The following is a 12870-nucleotide window of genomic DNA, read 5'->3' on the forward strand; positions in this document are numbered from 1 at the left end:
CAACCATGCATCCAAGCAACAAATGTTTGGATGCTTGAAAATTATAGGAGAACCCGCCTTGCCAGTCGTTCAAGCAACCCTGCATCTTTCTCAAGCATGTTTTCATTGCTTGAATGCTTGAAACGTGCAGGCGAAACTCTGCTGCCTGTTATTCAAATAACCCCGCATATTAAACGTTTGAATAGCACAGGCTCGTACATTATCTAATATAAAAAACAACGCCAATGAGGCTAAATATGAAAATAAGAGAATCTATTCTTGCGGAAGAAGGATATTTATCTGAAAAAGAATTCACCCGGGATGTTTTCAAACTGCATGCACTTGCAAAAATTGAGAAATATCAGGCAGAATGTGACTTTTTCCAGAATAAATATAATATGGATTTAAAGGCTTTAGAAGAACAATTGCACAAAAGAAAAGGTAAAGAAGAAATCGAAAAAGAACAGGATCTCGAAGATTGGGAATTTGCCGCCCAGGCATTAGGTTGGTGGCAAAATCATATAGAGGAAGCAAGGATTGCTCAGAATCATTGAAAAATATAAAAAGAGTATTATAGAATATCACATAACTCAATTTGAACAATTGGTACAAATCTAAGGTTCAGAGCAAATATAACATTTGTTGATCAATCCATGCTCTATGTAAGAGAAACAGTAATGAATGGGACAAAGCGAAAATATTCTTATCATTGGCAAAAGACGGATGGAACCGTTTTAATCAGATGGGATAACGCACCGGACTGGGATATTATTACTTTCCCTCACCATAAGCACAGTGGAGATCAAATTGAACCATCCTATGAGCGAACATTGGATCAGGTCCTGGATTTTATTACTACCCGATTGGGTCAAAAATGAAAGTATTGTCAACTTTTATACAAAATGTTTGACTGCAGGGATGTTTGAGAAGAGCAGGAGAACTATCAAAACAAAAACTCTGAAAATGCCTGACAGCTTGGGTGACGGAGCAGTCAGATAAACTCGCCTGGCCAGGTTTTCAAACAACCATGCATCCAAGCAACAAATATTTGGATGCTTGAAAATTATAGGAGAACCCGCCTTGCCAGTCGTTCAAGCAACCCTGCATCTTTCCCAGGCATGTTTTCATTGCTTGAATGCTTGAAACGTGCAGGCGATACTCTGCTGCGAGTTATCCAAACATCTTTGTATCGAAACATCCTTGAACCGCAGCGAACCAAACGAACGAGACGAACCCCTGAAATGGCTCTGTCACCGTCATGATTAAAGTCTTTTAGCTGTTGTTCGTTTTGTTGGTATCGTTCGTTGCTGTTTCAGAACCGCAACCAGCGTTACGCTTCAGTTTGAAATACTATTTTTCCAAACGCTTCAACGTTGTAAGGTTTTAACGTTTGACAGTTATTTACAATTCACTTGATTTTAAAAAATAGAAATCCTATCTTCTTATCTTTATTAAGGATACCAGCAGGGGAATATAGGGTCTGAATCCCCTGTCCGAAAACCGTTCAAGTGCCATGATCTCTGTGCAATGCCTGCAATGGAGTGACAGGGCGGACGCGTTTCCAAACGTGAACACAATGCCTGACCGCAGGGTGAGAGAGCAGTTAGGTGAACGCGCCTTGCCGGATTTATACGTCATCAAAAGCAGCAATTATACGTAATCATCTTGTCTGTTTTTCCTTGAGGGATTTCCGAAACCCTGATTTATAGTGCGCCTATCGCGTCCCTAAAGGGACGCCTGTTTTGAACGATGACGGTTGCTATAGATATACCGTCCCTAAACGGGACGGGTGTTGTGCATTGATATGAAAGCCGGCTCCCGGACCCTGAATATCCAGTGCATGAAACGTTTAGGTGATACTTTGCTGCCCGTCATTCAATGAGCCTTGTATGCATGCAGAGATTGCTTGACTGCTTGAATAAAGGAGCAGCCAGATAAACTTGCCATGCTGGTTTTTCAAACAACCATACATCTTTCTCAAGCATCTTTTCTTTGCTGGAGTGCATGGATGCATGAGACGCATAGGTGAAATTGTCTGGCCAGTCGTTCAATGAGCCTTGTATCTAAACATTCTTGAATCGCAGCGAACCAAACGAACGAGACGAACCCCTGCAATGGCTCTGTCACCGTCATGATTAAAGTCTTTTAGCTGTTTTTTCCTTGAGCACAGCGGTGCGATCACGTTCCACTATGACGTTCAATGCGGGTGAATCTGTCCCGATAGGGACAACATATCTATAGAACAAATTTGAAGAAAAAACGCGCCCCGTTAGGGGCGCCATATGCCGAAAACGGCAGGCAACGCTGTAAACGATTGAATTCGGTATGTGCTGAACGGGATTTCCGAAACCCTGATTTATAGTGCGCCTATCGCGTCCCTAAAGGGACGCCTGTTTTGAACGATGACGGTTGCTATAGATATACCGTCCCTAAACGGGACGGGTGTTGTGCATTGATATGAAAGCCGTCTCCCGGACCCTGGATATCCATGCATGAAACGTTTAGGTGATACTTTGCTGCCCGTCATTCAATGAGCCTTGTATGCATGCAGAGATTGCTTGACTGCTTGAATAAAGGAGCAGCCAGATAAACTTGCCATGCTGGTTTTTCAAACAACCATACATCTTTCTCAAGCATCTTTTCTTTGCTGGAGTGCATGGATGCATGAGACGCATAGGTGAAATTGTCTGGCCAGTCGTTCAATGAGCCTTGTATCCAAACATTCTTGAACCGCAGCGAACCAAACGAACGAGACGAACCCCTGAAATGGCTCTGTCACCGTCATGATTAAAGTCTTTTAGCTGTTTTTTCCTTGAGCACAGCGGTGCGATCACGTTCCACTATGACGTTCAATGCGGGTGAATCTGTCCCGATAGGGACAACATATCTATAGAACAAATTTGAAGAAAAAACGCGCCCCGTTAGGGGGGCCATATGCCGGAAACGGCAGGCAACGCTGTAAACGATTGAATTCGGTATGTGCTGAACGGGATTTCCGAAACCCTGATTTATAGTGCGCCTATCGCGTCCCTAAAGGGACGCCTGTTTTGAACGATGACGGTTGCTATAGATATAGCGTCCCTAAACGGGACGGGTGTTGTGCATTGATATGAAAGCCGTCTCCCGAACGCTGGATATCCATAAAGAACGACTGACCATGCTGCAGGAACGTGCCTACAGTGACTTTTGTAAATTTATATGAAACAAAATCAACTCGTTAAATATTTAAAGAAACATAAAGCTTTTCTATTAAGAAAAGGTAAAGCATGGTATATACCAAAAGAGTGAATTAAAACTCAAGAGTTGTGCAGGTTTTTGAGACTTAACTTTAGAGGCAAGTTGTTATGGAAACTATTATAACGTTACATATAAAAAAATTGCCTGAAGGATTGTATCTGGCAACGTCTGATGATCTTCAGGGCTTGATTGCGCAGGGGAGGACCGTTGCGGAAACAATTGAAATTGCGCGGGATGTGGCCAAAAAGTTATTAGAAGCTCAAAACAAAGATATGAGTAAATTTCGGTTACTGCAGGATCAACAGTTTGACTATCCCCTGGTAATCGGAATGTAAAATGGGCAGGTTGGCCGGATTTAAATACAGAGATGTCGTTAAAAAATTGAAAAAAGCCGGTTTTGAATTTTATCGTCAGGCAGCCGGAAGCCATGAAATTTGGTATAATCAGAAAACAGAACTGTATACCACGATACCCAATCACCCTGGTGATGTACCTGAAGGGACGCTACGGGCTATTTTGAAACAGACTGGTATGACCATTGATGAATTTTTACAACTGTAAAAATTAAACTTTAACTTCTTTTACATTGACTTTTCAAGCTTTGACGTTATAAGTTTCAGACTTTTGACTCGCATGGCAAACATCTTGCAATACCCAAATTCTGTACATAAACTGAAAATCCAGCGCGCTCCTACTCGCCCATCATCCGAACCCGAACCGGACATGGAGTGACAGGGCGGACGCGTGTCCAAACGCAATCAAAACACCTGACCGCAAGTGCAAGGTATCCTACCCGGACAAGGTTTAAGCAACACGGCAATGACTGCATGGATGCTTGTGTTGGAGAGCAGCCAGGACAACTCGCTTTGCCAGGTTTTCATGCAACCATGCATCTTTTTCAAGCATCTTTTCATTGCTTGACTGCATGGATGCTTGAGACCTGCAGAATAAAACTGAATCGCCAGTTTTTAAAACAAATATATGAATATAGAGGTTGATGATGGATAATTATAGAGATAGAATCGTGATTGACAAAAAGGTTCACTTTGGCAAACCCTGTATTGCAAACACAAGAATAACAGTTGATGATGTACTTGATCTCGTCCAGGAAGGAATTTATTTCACCGAAATTGTAGAGAAATATTATCCAAACCTGGAGATTGATGACGTGAAAGCATGTGTGAAATATGCTTCAGATATAATACGTCATGAACGAGTATTTCCAAAGGCTGTGTGAATGCGCTTTCTTTCTGATCAGGATGTTTATCATATCACCATTGGTTTTCTACGTGACCGGGGACATGATGTTCTCACAACAAGAGAATTAAATATGTCGAGAGCAGCTGATGAAGAATTACTGATAAAAGCAAAAGAAATGAACAGAATTCTAATAACCCGTGACAAGGATTTTGGGGCGCTGGTTTTTTTAAACAAAATTCAAACGGGTGTCATATTGCTTAGAATGACGCCCACCATTATGGGTGATGTGCATCAACAATTGATTAGTCTATTGGATAATAACAAGGAGGATGAACTTTTAAGGCTATTTTCTATTGTTGAACCCACTAGATATCGGCTACGTAATATATAAAAAGTTTGGAAATACACAGGCAAGCTCGCCTCGCCAGTCGTTCAAACAACCATGCATCCAAGCAACAAATGTTTGACTGCATGGATGCATGAGACGTACAGGCGATACTCTGCTGCTCGTCATTCAAACAGCTTTGTATCCAAACATTCTTGAACCGCAGCGAACAAAACGAACGAGACGAACCCCTGAAATGGCTCTGTCACCGTCATGATTCAAGTCTTTTAGCTGTTTTTTCCTTGAGCACAGCGGTGCGGCCACGTTGCACTATGACGTTCAATGCGGGTGAATCTGTCCCGATAGGGACAACATATCTATAGAACAAATTTGAAGAAAAAACGAGCCCCGTTAGGGGCGCCATATGCTGCTCATGGTTTTTCACATAGAGATTTGCTCAATAAAAAAGGTAAAATTCGTAAAACACCATTGTTTAATCAGGATTACAACGATGCTTTGCTATTTGCAGAGAGTGATTTAAAAGACAACTGGAGGATATATAAACACAGGTTTCTTGGTGACATTCGACCTTTGACTTTTGACTTGTGGGGAAAAATATGACAAACATTACATTGAAAAAAACACATGATCTGCTGGAAAAACTGGCGGACTATGTCATGAACGAGGTGCCGACGCGTAAAGAAATGCAACAACGATACGAAGCGCATGATAAAAGATTTGAACAAATTGAGCGGCGACTTGAGCAAATTGAACAGCAGAAAGCAGATAAATCAGATGTACAGAAATTATTAGAAGGTATGGATCATCAGAGTCAGCAGCTGGATATCATAAGAATAGAACTCAAAGCCATCTCTGGAACATTGGACAATCACGAAAAACGCCTTGCTGACCTTGAAGTGCATAACTTTGGCTCCAGAGTAAGAGATAAAAATAAACCGAGCTATAAAAGATGAATACAGCATGAATTGCAGATTATAAAAAGAACGAAAAGCCAGGTAAACTCGACTTGCCAGCCGTTCAAACAACCAAACAAAAAATGCCTGACTGCATGGATGCTTGAAACGCGCAGGCGAAACCGCTTGGCCAGTCGTTCATGCAGCCATGCATCTTTTCCAAGCATCTTTTCTTTGCTTGAGTGCATGGATGCATGAGACGCATAGGCGAAATTGTCTGGCCAGTCGTTCAATGAGCCTTGTATCCAAACATTCTTGAACCGCAGCGAACCAAACAAACAGACAAACCCCTGAAATGGCTCTGTCACCGTCATGATTCAAGTCTTTTAGCTGTTTTTTCCTTGAGCACAGCGGTGCGGCCACGTTGCACCATGACGTTCAATGCCGGTGAATCTGTCCCGATAGGGACAACATATCTATAGAACAAATGTGAACAATAAAGCGCCCCGTTAGGGGGGCCATATGCCGGAAACGGCAGGGAACGCTGTAAACGATTGAATTCGGTATGTGCTGAACGGGATTTCCGAAACCCTGATTTATAGTGCGCCTATCGCGTCCCTAAAGGGACGCCTGTTTTGAACGATGACGATTGCTATAGATATACCGTCCCTAAACGGGACGGGTGTTGTGCATTGATATGAAAGCCGTCTCCCGAACGCTGGATATCTATAAAAAAGATTGCCCATGCTTGGGGAACGCGTCTTTGGCGAGCGTATACGTGAGGATCAAGAAAACTATAAGAATAAAAATTCTGAAAAGGCTTGACTGCTTGGGTGAGGGAGCAGCCAGATAAACTCACCTTGCCAGGTTTTCAAACATCCATGCATCTTTTCCAAGCATCTTTTCTTTGCTTGACTGCTTAAATGCTTGAAACACGCAGGAGAAACTGCCTTGCCAGGTTTTCAAACATTCATGCATCTTTCTCAAATATCCAAGCAGCTTTTCCAGGCATCTTTGCATAAACCCTTTAACTTTTAACGCTTAAACTCGTTTAAATACCCGACTCACATACACTGTGCCCGATCTTGAAATATTTCCACGTTGAAACTTGGTGACATTCGATTTTTCGACCTTTGACTTGTGGGGAAGAATATGACAAACATTACATTAAAAGAAACCCATGATCTGTTGGAAAAGCTGGCTGATTATGTCATGAACGAGGTGCCGACACGACGGGAGCTGGATAAACGTTTTTCAAACGTAAATAAAAGACTGGAGGGGCTGGAACAGGTAAAAGCCGAAAAGTCTGAACTCAAACGGGTTGATCGTAAAGCCGATATGCTTTTAGAGCCACAGGATGGAATGGTAAAATCCCTTGATATCATCCAAACGGAAATCAAGGCCATTTCCAGAACTCTTGACAATCACGAAAAACGGCTCGCTGACCTTGAGGAGCATAATGTTAGATCAAGACCCGAGGTCCGGGGTACGTAATTTGCAGTCTGTAGTTCTGATCGAAACAAATATTACGTTTAATTTGTTAAATTAAACGTAGAGACTTTTTAAATCAACATTGCTTATTTATGGGATGACCACCCGGGTCGGGATGTAAAATGTGCAGATTATATGTATCTAATAGAGGACATTTTTATGATAACAGAATATATTGATGAAGCTTTGAAAAGAGCTCATTATGAAAAAATCAACGATCAGGAACCATTTTATGGTGAAGTTAAAGAATTAAAAGGCGTATGGGCCAGTGGTATTACATTAGAAGAATGTCGTGAGAATCTAAAAGAAGTTATTGAAGGCTGGATATTACTTGGCATTAAAAAAGGCTTATCAATTCCCAAATTGGGAGAAATTAATATTGTTAACCTGACAGAAGAAAAAGTTAATGACTAAACTTGCCCCTGTTAAAAATAGGGAATTTATTAAAAAGCTCAAAAAAGCTGGATTTGATGGGCCATATGCGGGTGGAAAGCATTTGTATATGATCCGCGGAGATCTTGGATTGACGATTCCTAATCCACACAAAAATGAGATAGGTGTTGCACTTTTAAGACGGATACTACAACAAGCAGATATATTACCAGAGGAATGGAATCAGTTGTAGAGTATGGTTTAACATCTTTATGCATTGCCTCTTAATTTATTGTTTTTCAGACATTGGAATTTTAAACTATTCATTTTTTGGTTGTGAGCTTCCGACTTTAACTTTTCATTAGCGGGAATTATTTTATATGAAATAACTCTTGAAAGACTTCATTCGTTATTGGAACAACTCGCCGAGTATGTTATGACGCAGGTGCCGACCAAACAGGAGGTGAGCGAATTACGGCGTGAGATAAATGAAAAGTTAGAGCTCAAAGCCGATAAATCCGATATTCAGAAAATTCTGAATGGCCAGGACGCCCAGGCCCAACAGTTGGACAACTTGAACACAGACATGAAAGCCGTCTCCCGAACGCTTGATATCCATGCATGAAACGTTTAGGTGATACTTTGCTGCCCGTCATTCAATGAGCCTTGTATGCATGCAGAGATTGCTTGACTGCTTGAATAAAGGAGCAGTTAGATAAACTCGCCATGCTGGTTTTTCAAACAACCATGCATCTTTCTCAAGCATCTTTTCTTTGCTTGAGTGCATGGATGCATGAGACGCATAGGCGAAATTGTCTGGCCAGTCGTTCAATGAGCCTTGTATCCAAACATTCTTGAACCGCAGCGAACAAAACGAACGAGACGAACCCCTGAAATGGCTCTGTCACCGTCATGATTCAAGTCTTTTAGCTGTTTTTTCCTTGAGCACAGCGGTGCGGCCACGTTGCACCATGACGTTCAATGCCGGTGAATCTGTCCCGATCGGGACAACATATGTATAGAACAAATCTGAAGAAAAAACGCGCCCCGTTCAGGGGGCCATATGCCGGAAACGGCAGGCAACGCTGTAAACGATTGAATTCGGTATGTGCTGAACGGGATTTCCGAAACCCTGATTTATAGTGCGCCTATCGCGTCCCTAAAGGGACGCCTGTTTTGAACGATGACGATTGCTATAGATATACCGTCCCTAAACGGGACGGGTGTTGTGCATTGTATATGAAAAGCCGTCTCCCGAACGCTGGATATCCATACATGAAACGTTTAGGTGATACTTTGCTGCCCGTCATTCAATGAGCCTTGTATGCATGCAGAGATTGCTTGACTGCTTGAATAAAGGAGCAGCCAGATAAACTCGCCATGCTGGTTTTTCAAACAACCATGCATCTTTCTCAAGCATCTTTTCTTTGCTTGAGTGCATGGATGTTTGAAACGCACAGATGAGACCGCCTTGCCAGTCTTTCATTTCAAAATAGTGGGGAAAAGTATGTCTGAAATAACTCTGGAAAAAACGCATGGTCTGCTGGAAAAACTGGCAGATTATGTCATGACCGAGATTCCGGCTATTAAGCAAAAGCTGGATCAAAAAGCTGACAAGACAGAGCTCATAAATCTGGATAACAAAGTAAATACTCTTGGCAATAGAGTAAATAGTCTTGACAACAAAGTAAATATGCTGCTTGAAGGCATGGACGCCCAGTCAAAACAACTCGAAATGCTGAGCACAGACATGAAAAGCCGTGTCCGGACCCTGGATATCCATGAACAACGATTAGCCATGCTGGAAGAACGCGTCTTTGGCGAGCGTATTCGTGACGATCAAGAGAACTATAAAGATAAAAACTCGGAAAAGGCCTGACAGTATGGATGATAGAGTAGCCTGAAAAAACCGCCTCGCCAGGTTTTCAAACAACCCTGCATCCAAACAGAGAACGCTTGACTGCATGGATGCATGAAACGTGTAGACGAAACTAACTTGCTAGGCTTACATGCAACCATGCATCTTTTCCAAGCATCTTTTCCATAAACCGTTCAACGTTTAAACTTTTCAACACTGTGCATATGTCCTGCACTGGCCGCAATTAAATTTCAATAACGGGGAGTTTTATGGCAGATATCACACTCGAAAAAACGCATGCGTTGCTGCAGCAACTCGCTGAATATGTTATGACGCAGGTGCCGACCAAACAGGAAATGAATGAAAAACTAGAACTCAAAGCTGATAAAACCGACGTACAGCGTATTGACAATAATGTTAAATTGCTTCTGGAAGGCATGGACGCCCAGTCAAAGCAACTCGAAACCCTGAGCATTGACATGAAAGCCGTCTCCCGGACCCTGGATATCCATGAACAACGATTAGCCATGCTGGAAGAACGCGTCTTTGGCGCGCGTGTTCGTGAGGATCAGGAGCACTATAAAGATAAAAACTCTAAAAAGGCATGAATGCTTGAATGAGGGTGCAGCCCGGTGAACTCGCCTTTCAAGGTTTTCAAACATTCATGCATCCAAACAGTGAATGCTTGACTGCATGGATGCTTGAGACGCATAGGCGAACTTTCCTTGCCAGCCGTTCAAACAACCATGCATCTTTTTTAAGCATTTTTTCACTGCATGGATGCTTGAGACGCATAGGCGAACTTTCCTTGCCAGCCGTTCAAACAACCATGCATCTTTCTCAAGCATGTTTTCTTTGCTTGACTGCATGGATGCTTGAGACGCCCAGGATAAAACTGAATCGCCAGTCGTTCTTGTATCCAAACATTCTTGAACCGCAGCGAACAAAACGAACGAGACGAACCCCTGAAATGGCTCTGTCACCGTCATGATTCAAGTCTTTTAGCTGTTGTTCGTTTTGTTGGTATCGTTCGTTGTTGTTTCAGAACCGGAACCAACGTTGCGCTTCAGTTTGAAATACTATTTTTCCAAACGCTTCAACGTTGTAAGGTTTTGACGTTTGACAGTCTATTGACAATGTACTTGATTTTAAAAAATAGAATTCCTATCTTTCTATCTTTATTAAGGATACCAGCAGGGGAATATAGGGTCTGAATCCCCTGTCCGAAAACCGTTTACGTGCCCGGATCTCTGTGCAATGCCTGCAATGGAGTGACAGGGCGGAAGCGTGTTCGGACGCGAACAGCCCCCTGCCCGTTGGGATGAAGGAGCAGTTAGGTGAACGCGCCTTGCTGGATTTATACGTAATCATTTTGTCTGTTGTTCCTTGAGCACAGCAGTGCGATCATGCTCCACTATGACATTCAATGCTGGTGAATCTGTCCCGATAGGGACAACATATCTATAGAACAAATTTGAAGAAAAAACGCGCCCCGTTAGGGGGGCCATATGCCGGAAACGGCAGGCAACGCTGTAAACGATTGAATTCGGTATGTGCTGAACGGGATTTCCGAAACCCTGATTTATAGTGCGCCTATCGCGTCCCTAAAGGGACGCCTGTTTTGAACGATGACGGTTGCTATAGATATACCGTCCCTAAACGGGACGGGTGTTGTGCATTGATATGAAAGCCGTCTCCCGAACGCTGGATATCCATGCATGAAACGTTTAGGTGATACTTTGCTGCCCGTCATTCAATGAGCCTTGTATGCATGCAGAGATTGCTTGACTGCTTGAATAAAGGAGCAGCCAGATAAACTCGCCATGCTGGTTTTTCAAACAACCATGCATCTTTCTCAAGCATCTTTTCTTTGCTTGAGTGCATGGATGTTTGGGACATGTAGGCGAAACTGACTTTTGACTTTTCAACATTCGACTTTGAGACTTGATGAAACCATACTATTCATTCGATGGTACAATTAATAAACCAGTTAATTGGAGTTTAATCTCATGTCGATACATAAATTAAAAAATGAAAGCAGGAAAAACAATGCAAACACAGATCATTCATCCTTATATAAATAAAGATAGACATATTGCTGGAGGAAAGGCTATTATCATTGGTACTCGAACACGAGTTATCAATATTATTGCTTATCACAAATTGGGATACTCGGCAGAAGAATTATCCCGGGAATTTCCGCATCTTTCTCTTTCAAAAATTTACGATGCTCTATCTTTTTACTATGAAAACAAAACAGAGTTGGATAAGGAAATAAAGTCTGAACAAGAAAGCTCTCTGCTTTTGCATGAACTCGATGAGCATTAAACTTTATCTCGATGAAGACGTTCCGTTATCATTCGTCACTGCATTGAAGAACAGAGGTGTAGACGTAAAGACCACAAACCAGGCTGGTAATCTGGCAGAAACCGATAGGGCACAGCTTTTATTTGCAAGTCATGAAAAGAGAGTTTTATTTTTAAGCAATTGGAAGTAAATAATAAAAAAGTCTGTACCTCTGATAAACAAGTTTTATAATTAAAATATCTTAAAGGGGGGAGCAGACAGGATAACTCGACTTGCCAGTCTTTCATGCAGCCATGCATCCAAACAGAAAATGTTAGACTGCATGGATGCTTGAAACGCATAGGCGAAACTGTCTGGCCAGCCGTTCAAACAACCAAACATCTTTCTCAAGCATCTTTTCACGGCTTGACTGCATGGATGCTTGAGACGCCCAGGATAAAACTGAATCGCCAGTCGTTCTTGTATCCAAACATTCTTGAATCGCAGCGAACAAAACGAACGAGACGAACCCCTGAAATGGCTTTGTCACCGTCATGATTCAAGTCTTTTACCTGTTGTTCGTTTTGTTGGTATTGTTCGTTGCTGTTTCAGACCCGCAACCAGCGTTACGCTTCAGTTTGAAATACTATTTACAAACGCTTCAACGTTGTAAGGTTTTGACGTTTGACAGTTATTTACAATGTACTTGATTTTAAAAAATAGAATTTTTATCTTTCTATCTTTATTAAGGATACCAGCAGGGGAATATAGGGTCTGAATCCCCTGTCCGAAAACCGTTCACGTGCCCGGATCTCTGTGCAATGCCTGCAATGGAGTGACAGGGCGGACGCGTGTCCAAACGCAATCAAAACACCTGACCGCCAGTGCAAGGTATCCTATCCGGACAAGGTTCATGCAACACGGCAATGACTGCATGGATGCTTGAAAAGCACAGATGAAACTGCCTTGCTAGTTTTTCAAACATCCATGCATTCAAACAGAGAACGCTTGACTGCATGGATGCTTGAAACGCGCAGGCGAAACCGCCTTGCCAGCCGTTCAAACAACCATGCATTTTTCCCAAGCATCTTTTCACGGCTTGACTGCTTGAATGACGGAGCAGCCAGATAAACTAGCCTGGCCAGGTTTTCAAACATGCATGCATCTTTCCCAAGCATTTTTTCCCCGCATCTTTTTTGAAAATAATT

At 42.3% G+C, this 12870-nt stretch carries 17 protein-coding genes; 14 read left to right on the plus strand and 3 right to left on the minus strand.

The annotated features are described in order from the left end of the window. Positions 1-236 precede the first annotated feature (236 nt). The 7 genes from U5R06_03650 (at position 237) to U5R06_03680 (ending at position 5715) form a co-directional block, all read left to right on the plus strand. Complete coding sequence (locus U5R06_03650; GenBank protein MDZ7721931.1) at positions 237-533, plus strand: hypothetical protein; 297 nt, start codon at positions 237-239, stop codon at positions 531-533. Positions 534-3323: 2790 nt separating this feature from the next. Further along, positions 3324-3551, plus strand: coding sequence for a DUF1902 domain-containing protein (locus U5R06_03655; GenBank protein ID MDZ7721932.1), 228 nt, complete (start codon positions 3324-3326; stop codon positions 3549-3551). Position 3552: 1 nt separating this feature from the next. Beyond that, positions 3553-3777 carry a type II toxin-antitoxin system HicA family toxin gene (locus U5R06_03660; protein MDZ7721933.1) on the plus strand — a complete coding sequence of 75 codons (225 nt, stop codon included), beginning with the start codon at positions 3553-3555 and terminating at the stop codon, positions 3775-3777. 436 nt (positions 3778-4213) lie between these two features. Continuing rightward, positions 4214-4453: a DUF433 domain-containing protein gene (locus U5R06_03665; protein ID MDZ7721934.1), complete on the plus strand. Its 240-nt coding sequence runs from the start codon at positions 4214-4216 to the stop codon at positions 4451-4453. Then, positions 4454-4807: a DUF5615 family PIN-like protein gene (locus U5R06_03670; GenBank protein MDZ7721935.1), complete on the plus strand. Its 354-nt coding sequence runs from the start codon at positions 4454-4456 to the stop codon at positions 4805-4807. A gap of 324 nt (positions 4808-5131) precedes the next feature. Next, positions 5132-5362 carry a hypothetical protein gene (locus tag U5R06_03675; protein ID MDZ7721936.1) on the plus strand — a complete coding sequence of 77 codons (231 nt, stop codon included), beginning with the start codon at positions 5132-5134 and terminating at the stop codon, positions 5360-5362. Then, positions 5359-5715 (plus strand): hypothetical protein, encoded by a 357-nt coding sequence (locus U5R06_03680; GenBank protein ID MDZ7721937.1) that lies wholly within the window; start codon positions 5359-5361, stop codon positions 5713-5715. The genes U5R06_03675 and U5R06_03680 overlap by 4 nt, the downstream gene beginning before the upstream one ends. Here the strand turns inward: U5R06_03680 and U5R06_03685 are convergent. Beyond that, a complete protein-coding gene (locus tag U5R06_03685; GenBank protein ID MDZ7721938.1) occupies positions 5703-6029 on the minus strand; it encodes a hypothetical protein in 327 nt (108 codons plus the stop codon). The genes U5R06_03680 and U5R06_03685 overlap by 13 nt on opposite strands. 778 nt (positions 6030-6807) lie before the next feature. On the opposite strand from U5R06_03685, the gene U5R06_03690 reads away from it, so the two are divergent. The 7 genes from U5R06_03690 to U5R06_03720 all read left to right on the plus strand — a co-directional run bounded on the left by U5R06_03690 (position 6808) and on the right by U5R06_03720 (position 11704). After that, on the plus strand, positions 6808-7149 hold the full coding sequence (locus U5R06_03690; GenBank protein ID MDZ7721939.1) for a hypothetical protein: 342 nt from the start codon (positions 6808-6810) through the stop codon (positions 7147-7149). Positions 7150-7305: 156 nt separating this feature from the next. Further along, a complete protein-coding gene (locus tag U5R06_03695) occupies positions 7306-7560 on the plus strand; it encodes a type II toxin-antitoxin system HicB family antitoxin (GenBank protein ID MDZ7721940.1) in 255 nt (84 codons plus the stop codon). Beyond that, positions 7553-7771, plus strand: coding sequence for a type II toxin-antitoxin system HicA family toxin (locus U5R06_03700; GenBank protein ID MDZ7721941.1), 219 nt, complete (start codon positions 7553-7555; stop codon positions 7769-7771). Before U5R06_03695 ends, U5R06_03700 begins: the two co-directional genes overlap by 8 nt. Before the next feature lie 183 nt (positions 7772-7954). Continuing rightward, positions 7955-8143 carry a hypothetical protein gene (locus U5R06_03705; protein ID MDZ7721942.1) on the plus strand — a complete coding sequence of 63 codons (189 nt, stop codon included), beginning with the start codon at positions 7955-7957 and terminating at the stop codon, positions 8141-8143. A gap of 882 nt (positions 8144-9025) precedes the next feature. Beyond that, positions 9026-9397, plus strand: coding sequence for a hypothetical protein (locus U5R06_03710; GenBank protein MDZ7721943.1), 372 nt, complete (start codon positions 9026-9028; stop codon positions 9395-9397). 248 nt (positions 9398-9645) lie between these two features. Next, complete coding sequence (locus tag U5R06_03715; protein ID MDZ7721944.1) at positions 9646-9984, plus strand: hypothetical protein; 339 nt, start codon at positions 9646-9648, stop codon at positions 9982-9984. Positions 9985-11425: 1441 nt separating this feature from the next. Then, the gene (locus tag U5R06_03720) at positions 11426-11704 is read left to right on the plus strand and encodes a DUF433 domain-containing protein (GenBank protein ID MDZ7721945.1); all 279 of its coding nucleotides are present in this window, start codon (positions 11426-11428) and stop codon (positions 11702-11704) included. Positions 11705-12081: 377 nt separating this feature from the next. On the opposite strand, the gene U5R06_03725 is transcribed toward U5R06_03720, so the two are convergent. Continuing rightward, a complete protein-coding gene (locus tag U5R06_03725; GenBank protein MDZ7721946.1) occupies positions 12082-12225 on the minus strand; it encodes a hypothetical protein in 144 nt (47 codons plus the stop codon). A gap of 414 nt (positions 12226-12639) precedes the next feature. Continuing rightward, positions 12640-12840, minus strand: a complete 201-nt coding sequence (locus U5R06_03730; GenBank protein ID MDZ7721947.1) for a hypothetical protein — start codon at positions 12838-12840, stop codon at positions 12640-12642. Positions 12841-12870 lie beyond the last annotated feature (30 nt).

It is taken from the genome of candidate division KSB1 bacterium (assembly GCA_034521575.1).
In the GTDB taxonomy this organism is placed as follows: Bacteria; Zhuqueibacterota; Zhuqueibacteria; order Residuimicrobiales; family Krinioviventaceae; genus JAXHMJ01.

Coding starts and splice junctions, on each gene's coding strand:
- U5R06_03650 (MDZ7721931.1), top strand. CDS start 237: ATGAAAATAAGAGAATCTATTCTTGCGGAAGAAGGATATTTATCTGAA.
- U5R06_03655 (MDZ7721932.1), top strand. CDS start 3,324: ATGGAAACTATTATAACGTTACATATAAAAAAATTGCCTGAAGGATTG.
- U5R06_03660 (MDZ7721933.1), top strand. CDS start 3,553: ATGGGCAGGTTGGCCGGATTTAAATACAGAGATGTCGTTAAAAAATTG.
- U5R06_03665 (MDZ7721934.1), top strand. CDS start 4,214: ATGATGGATAATTATAGAGATAGAATCGTGATTGACAAAAAGGTTCAC.
- U5R06_03670 (MDZ7721935.1), top strand. CDS start 4,454: ATGCGCTTTCTTTCTGATCAGGATGTTTATCATATCACCATTGGTTTT.
- U5R06_03680 (MDZ7721937.1), top strand. CDS start 5,359: ATGACAAACATTACATTGAAAAAAACACATGATCTGCTGGAAAAACTG.
- U5R06_03685 (MDZ7721938.1), bottom strand. CDS start 6,029: ATGACGGTGACAGAGCCATTTCAGGGGTTTGTCTGTTTGTTTGGTTCG.
- U5R06_03690 (MDZ7721939.1), top strand. CDS start 6,808: ATGACAAACATTACATTAAAAGAAACCCATGATCTGTTGGAAAAGCTG.
- U5R06_03695 (MDZ7721940.1), top strand. CDS start 7,306: ATGATAACAGAATATATTGATGAAGCTTTGAAAAGAGCTCATTATGAA.
- U5R06_03700 (MDZ7721941.1), top strand. CDS start 7,553: ATGACTAAACTTGCCCCTGTTAAAAATAGGGAATTTATTAAAAAGCTC.
- U5R06_03705 (MDZ7721942.1), top strand. CDS start 7,955: ATGACGCAGGTGCCGACCAAACAGGAGGTGAGCGAATTACGGCGTGAG.
- U5R06_03710 (MDZ7721943.1), top strand. CDS start 9,026: ATGTCTGAAATAACTCTGGAAAAAACGCATGGTCTGCTGGAAAAACTG.
- U5R06_03715 (MDZ7721944.1), top strand. CDS start 9,646: ATGGCAGATATCACACTCGAAAAAACGCATGCGTTGCTGCAGCAACTC.
- U5R06_03720 (MDZ7721945.1), top strand. CDS start 11,426: ATGCAAACACAGATCATTCATCCTTATATAAATAAAGATAGACATATT.
- U5R06_03730 (MDZ7721947.1), bottom strand. CDS start 12,840: ATGCTTGGGAAAGATGCATGCATGTTTGAAAACCTGGCCAGGCTAGTT.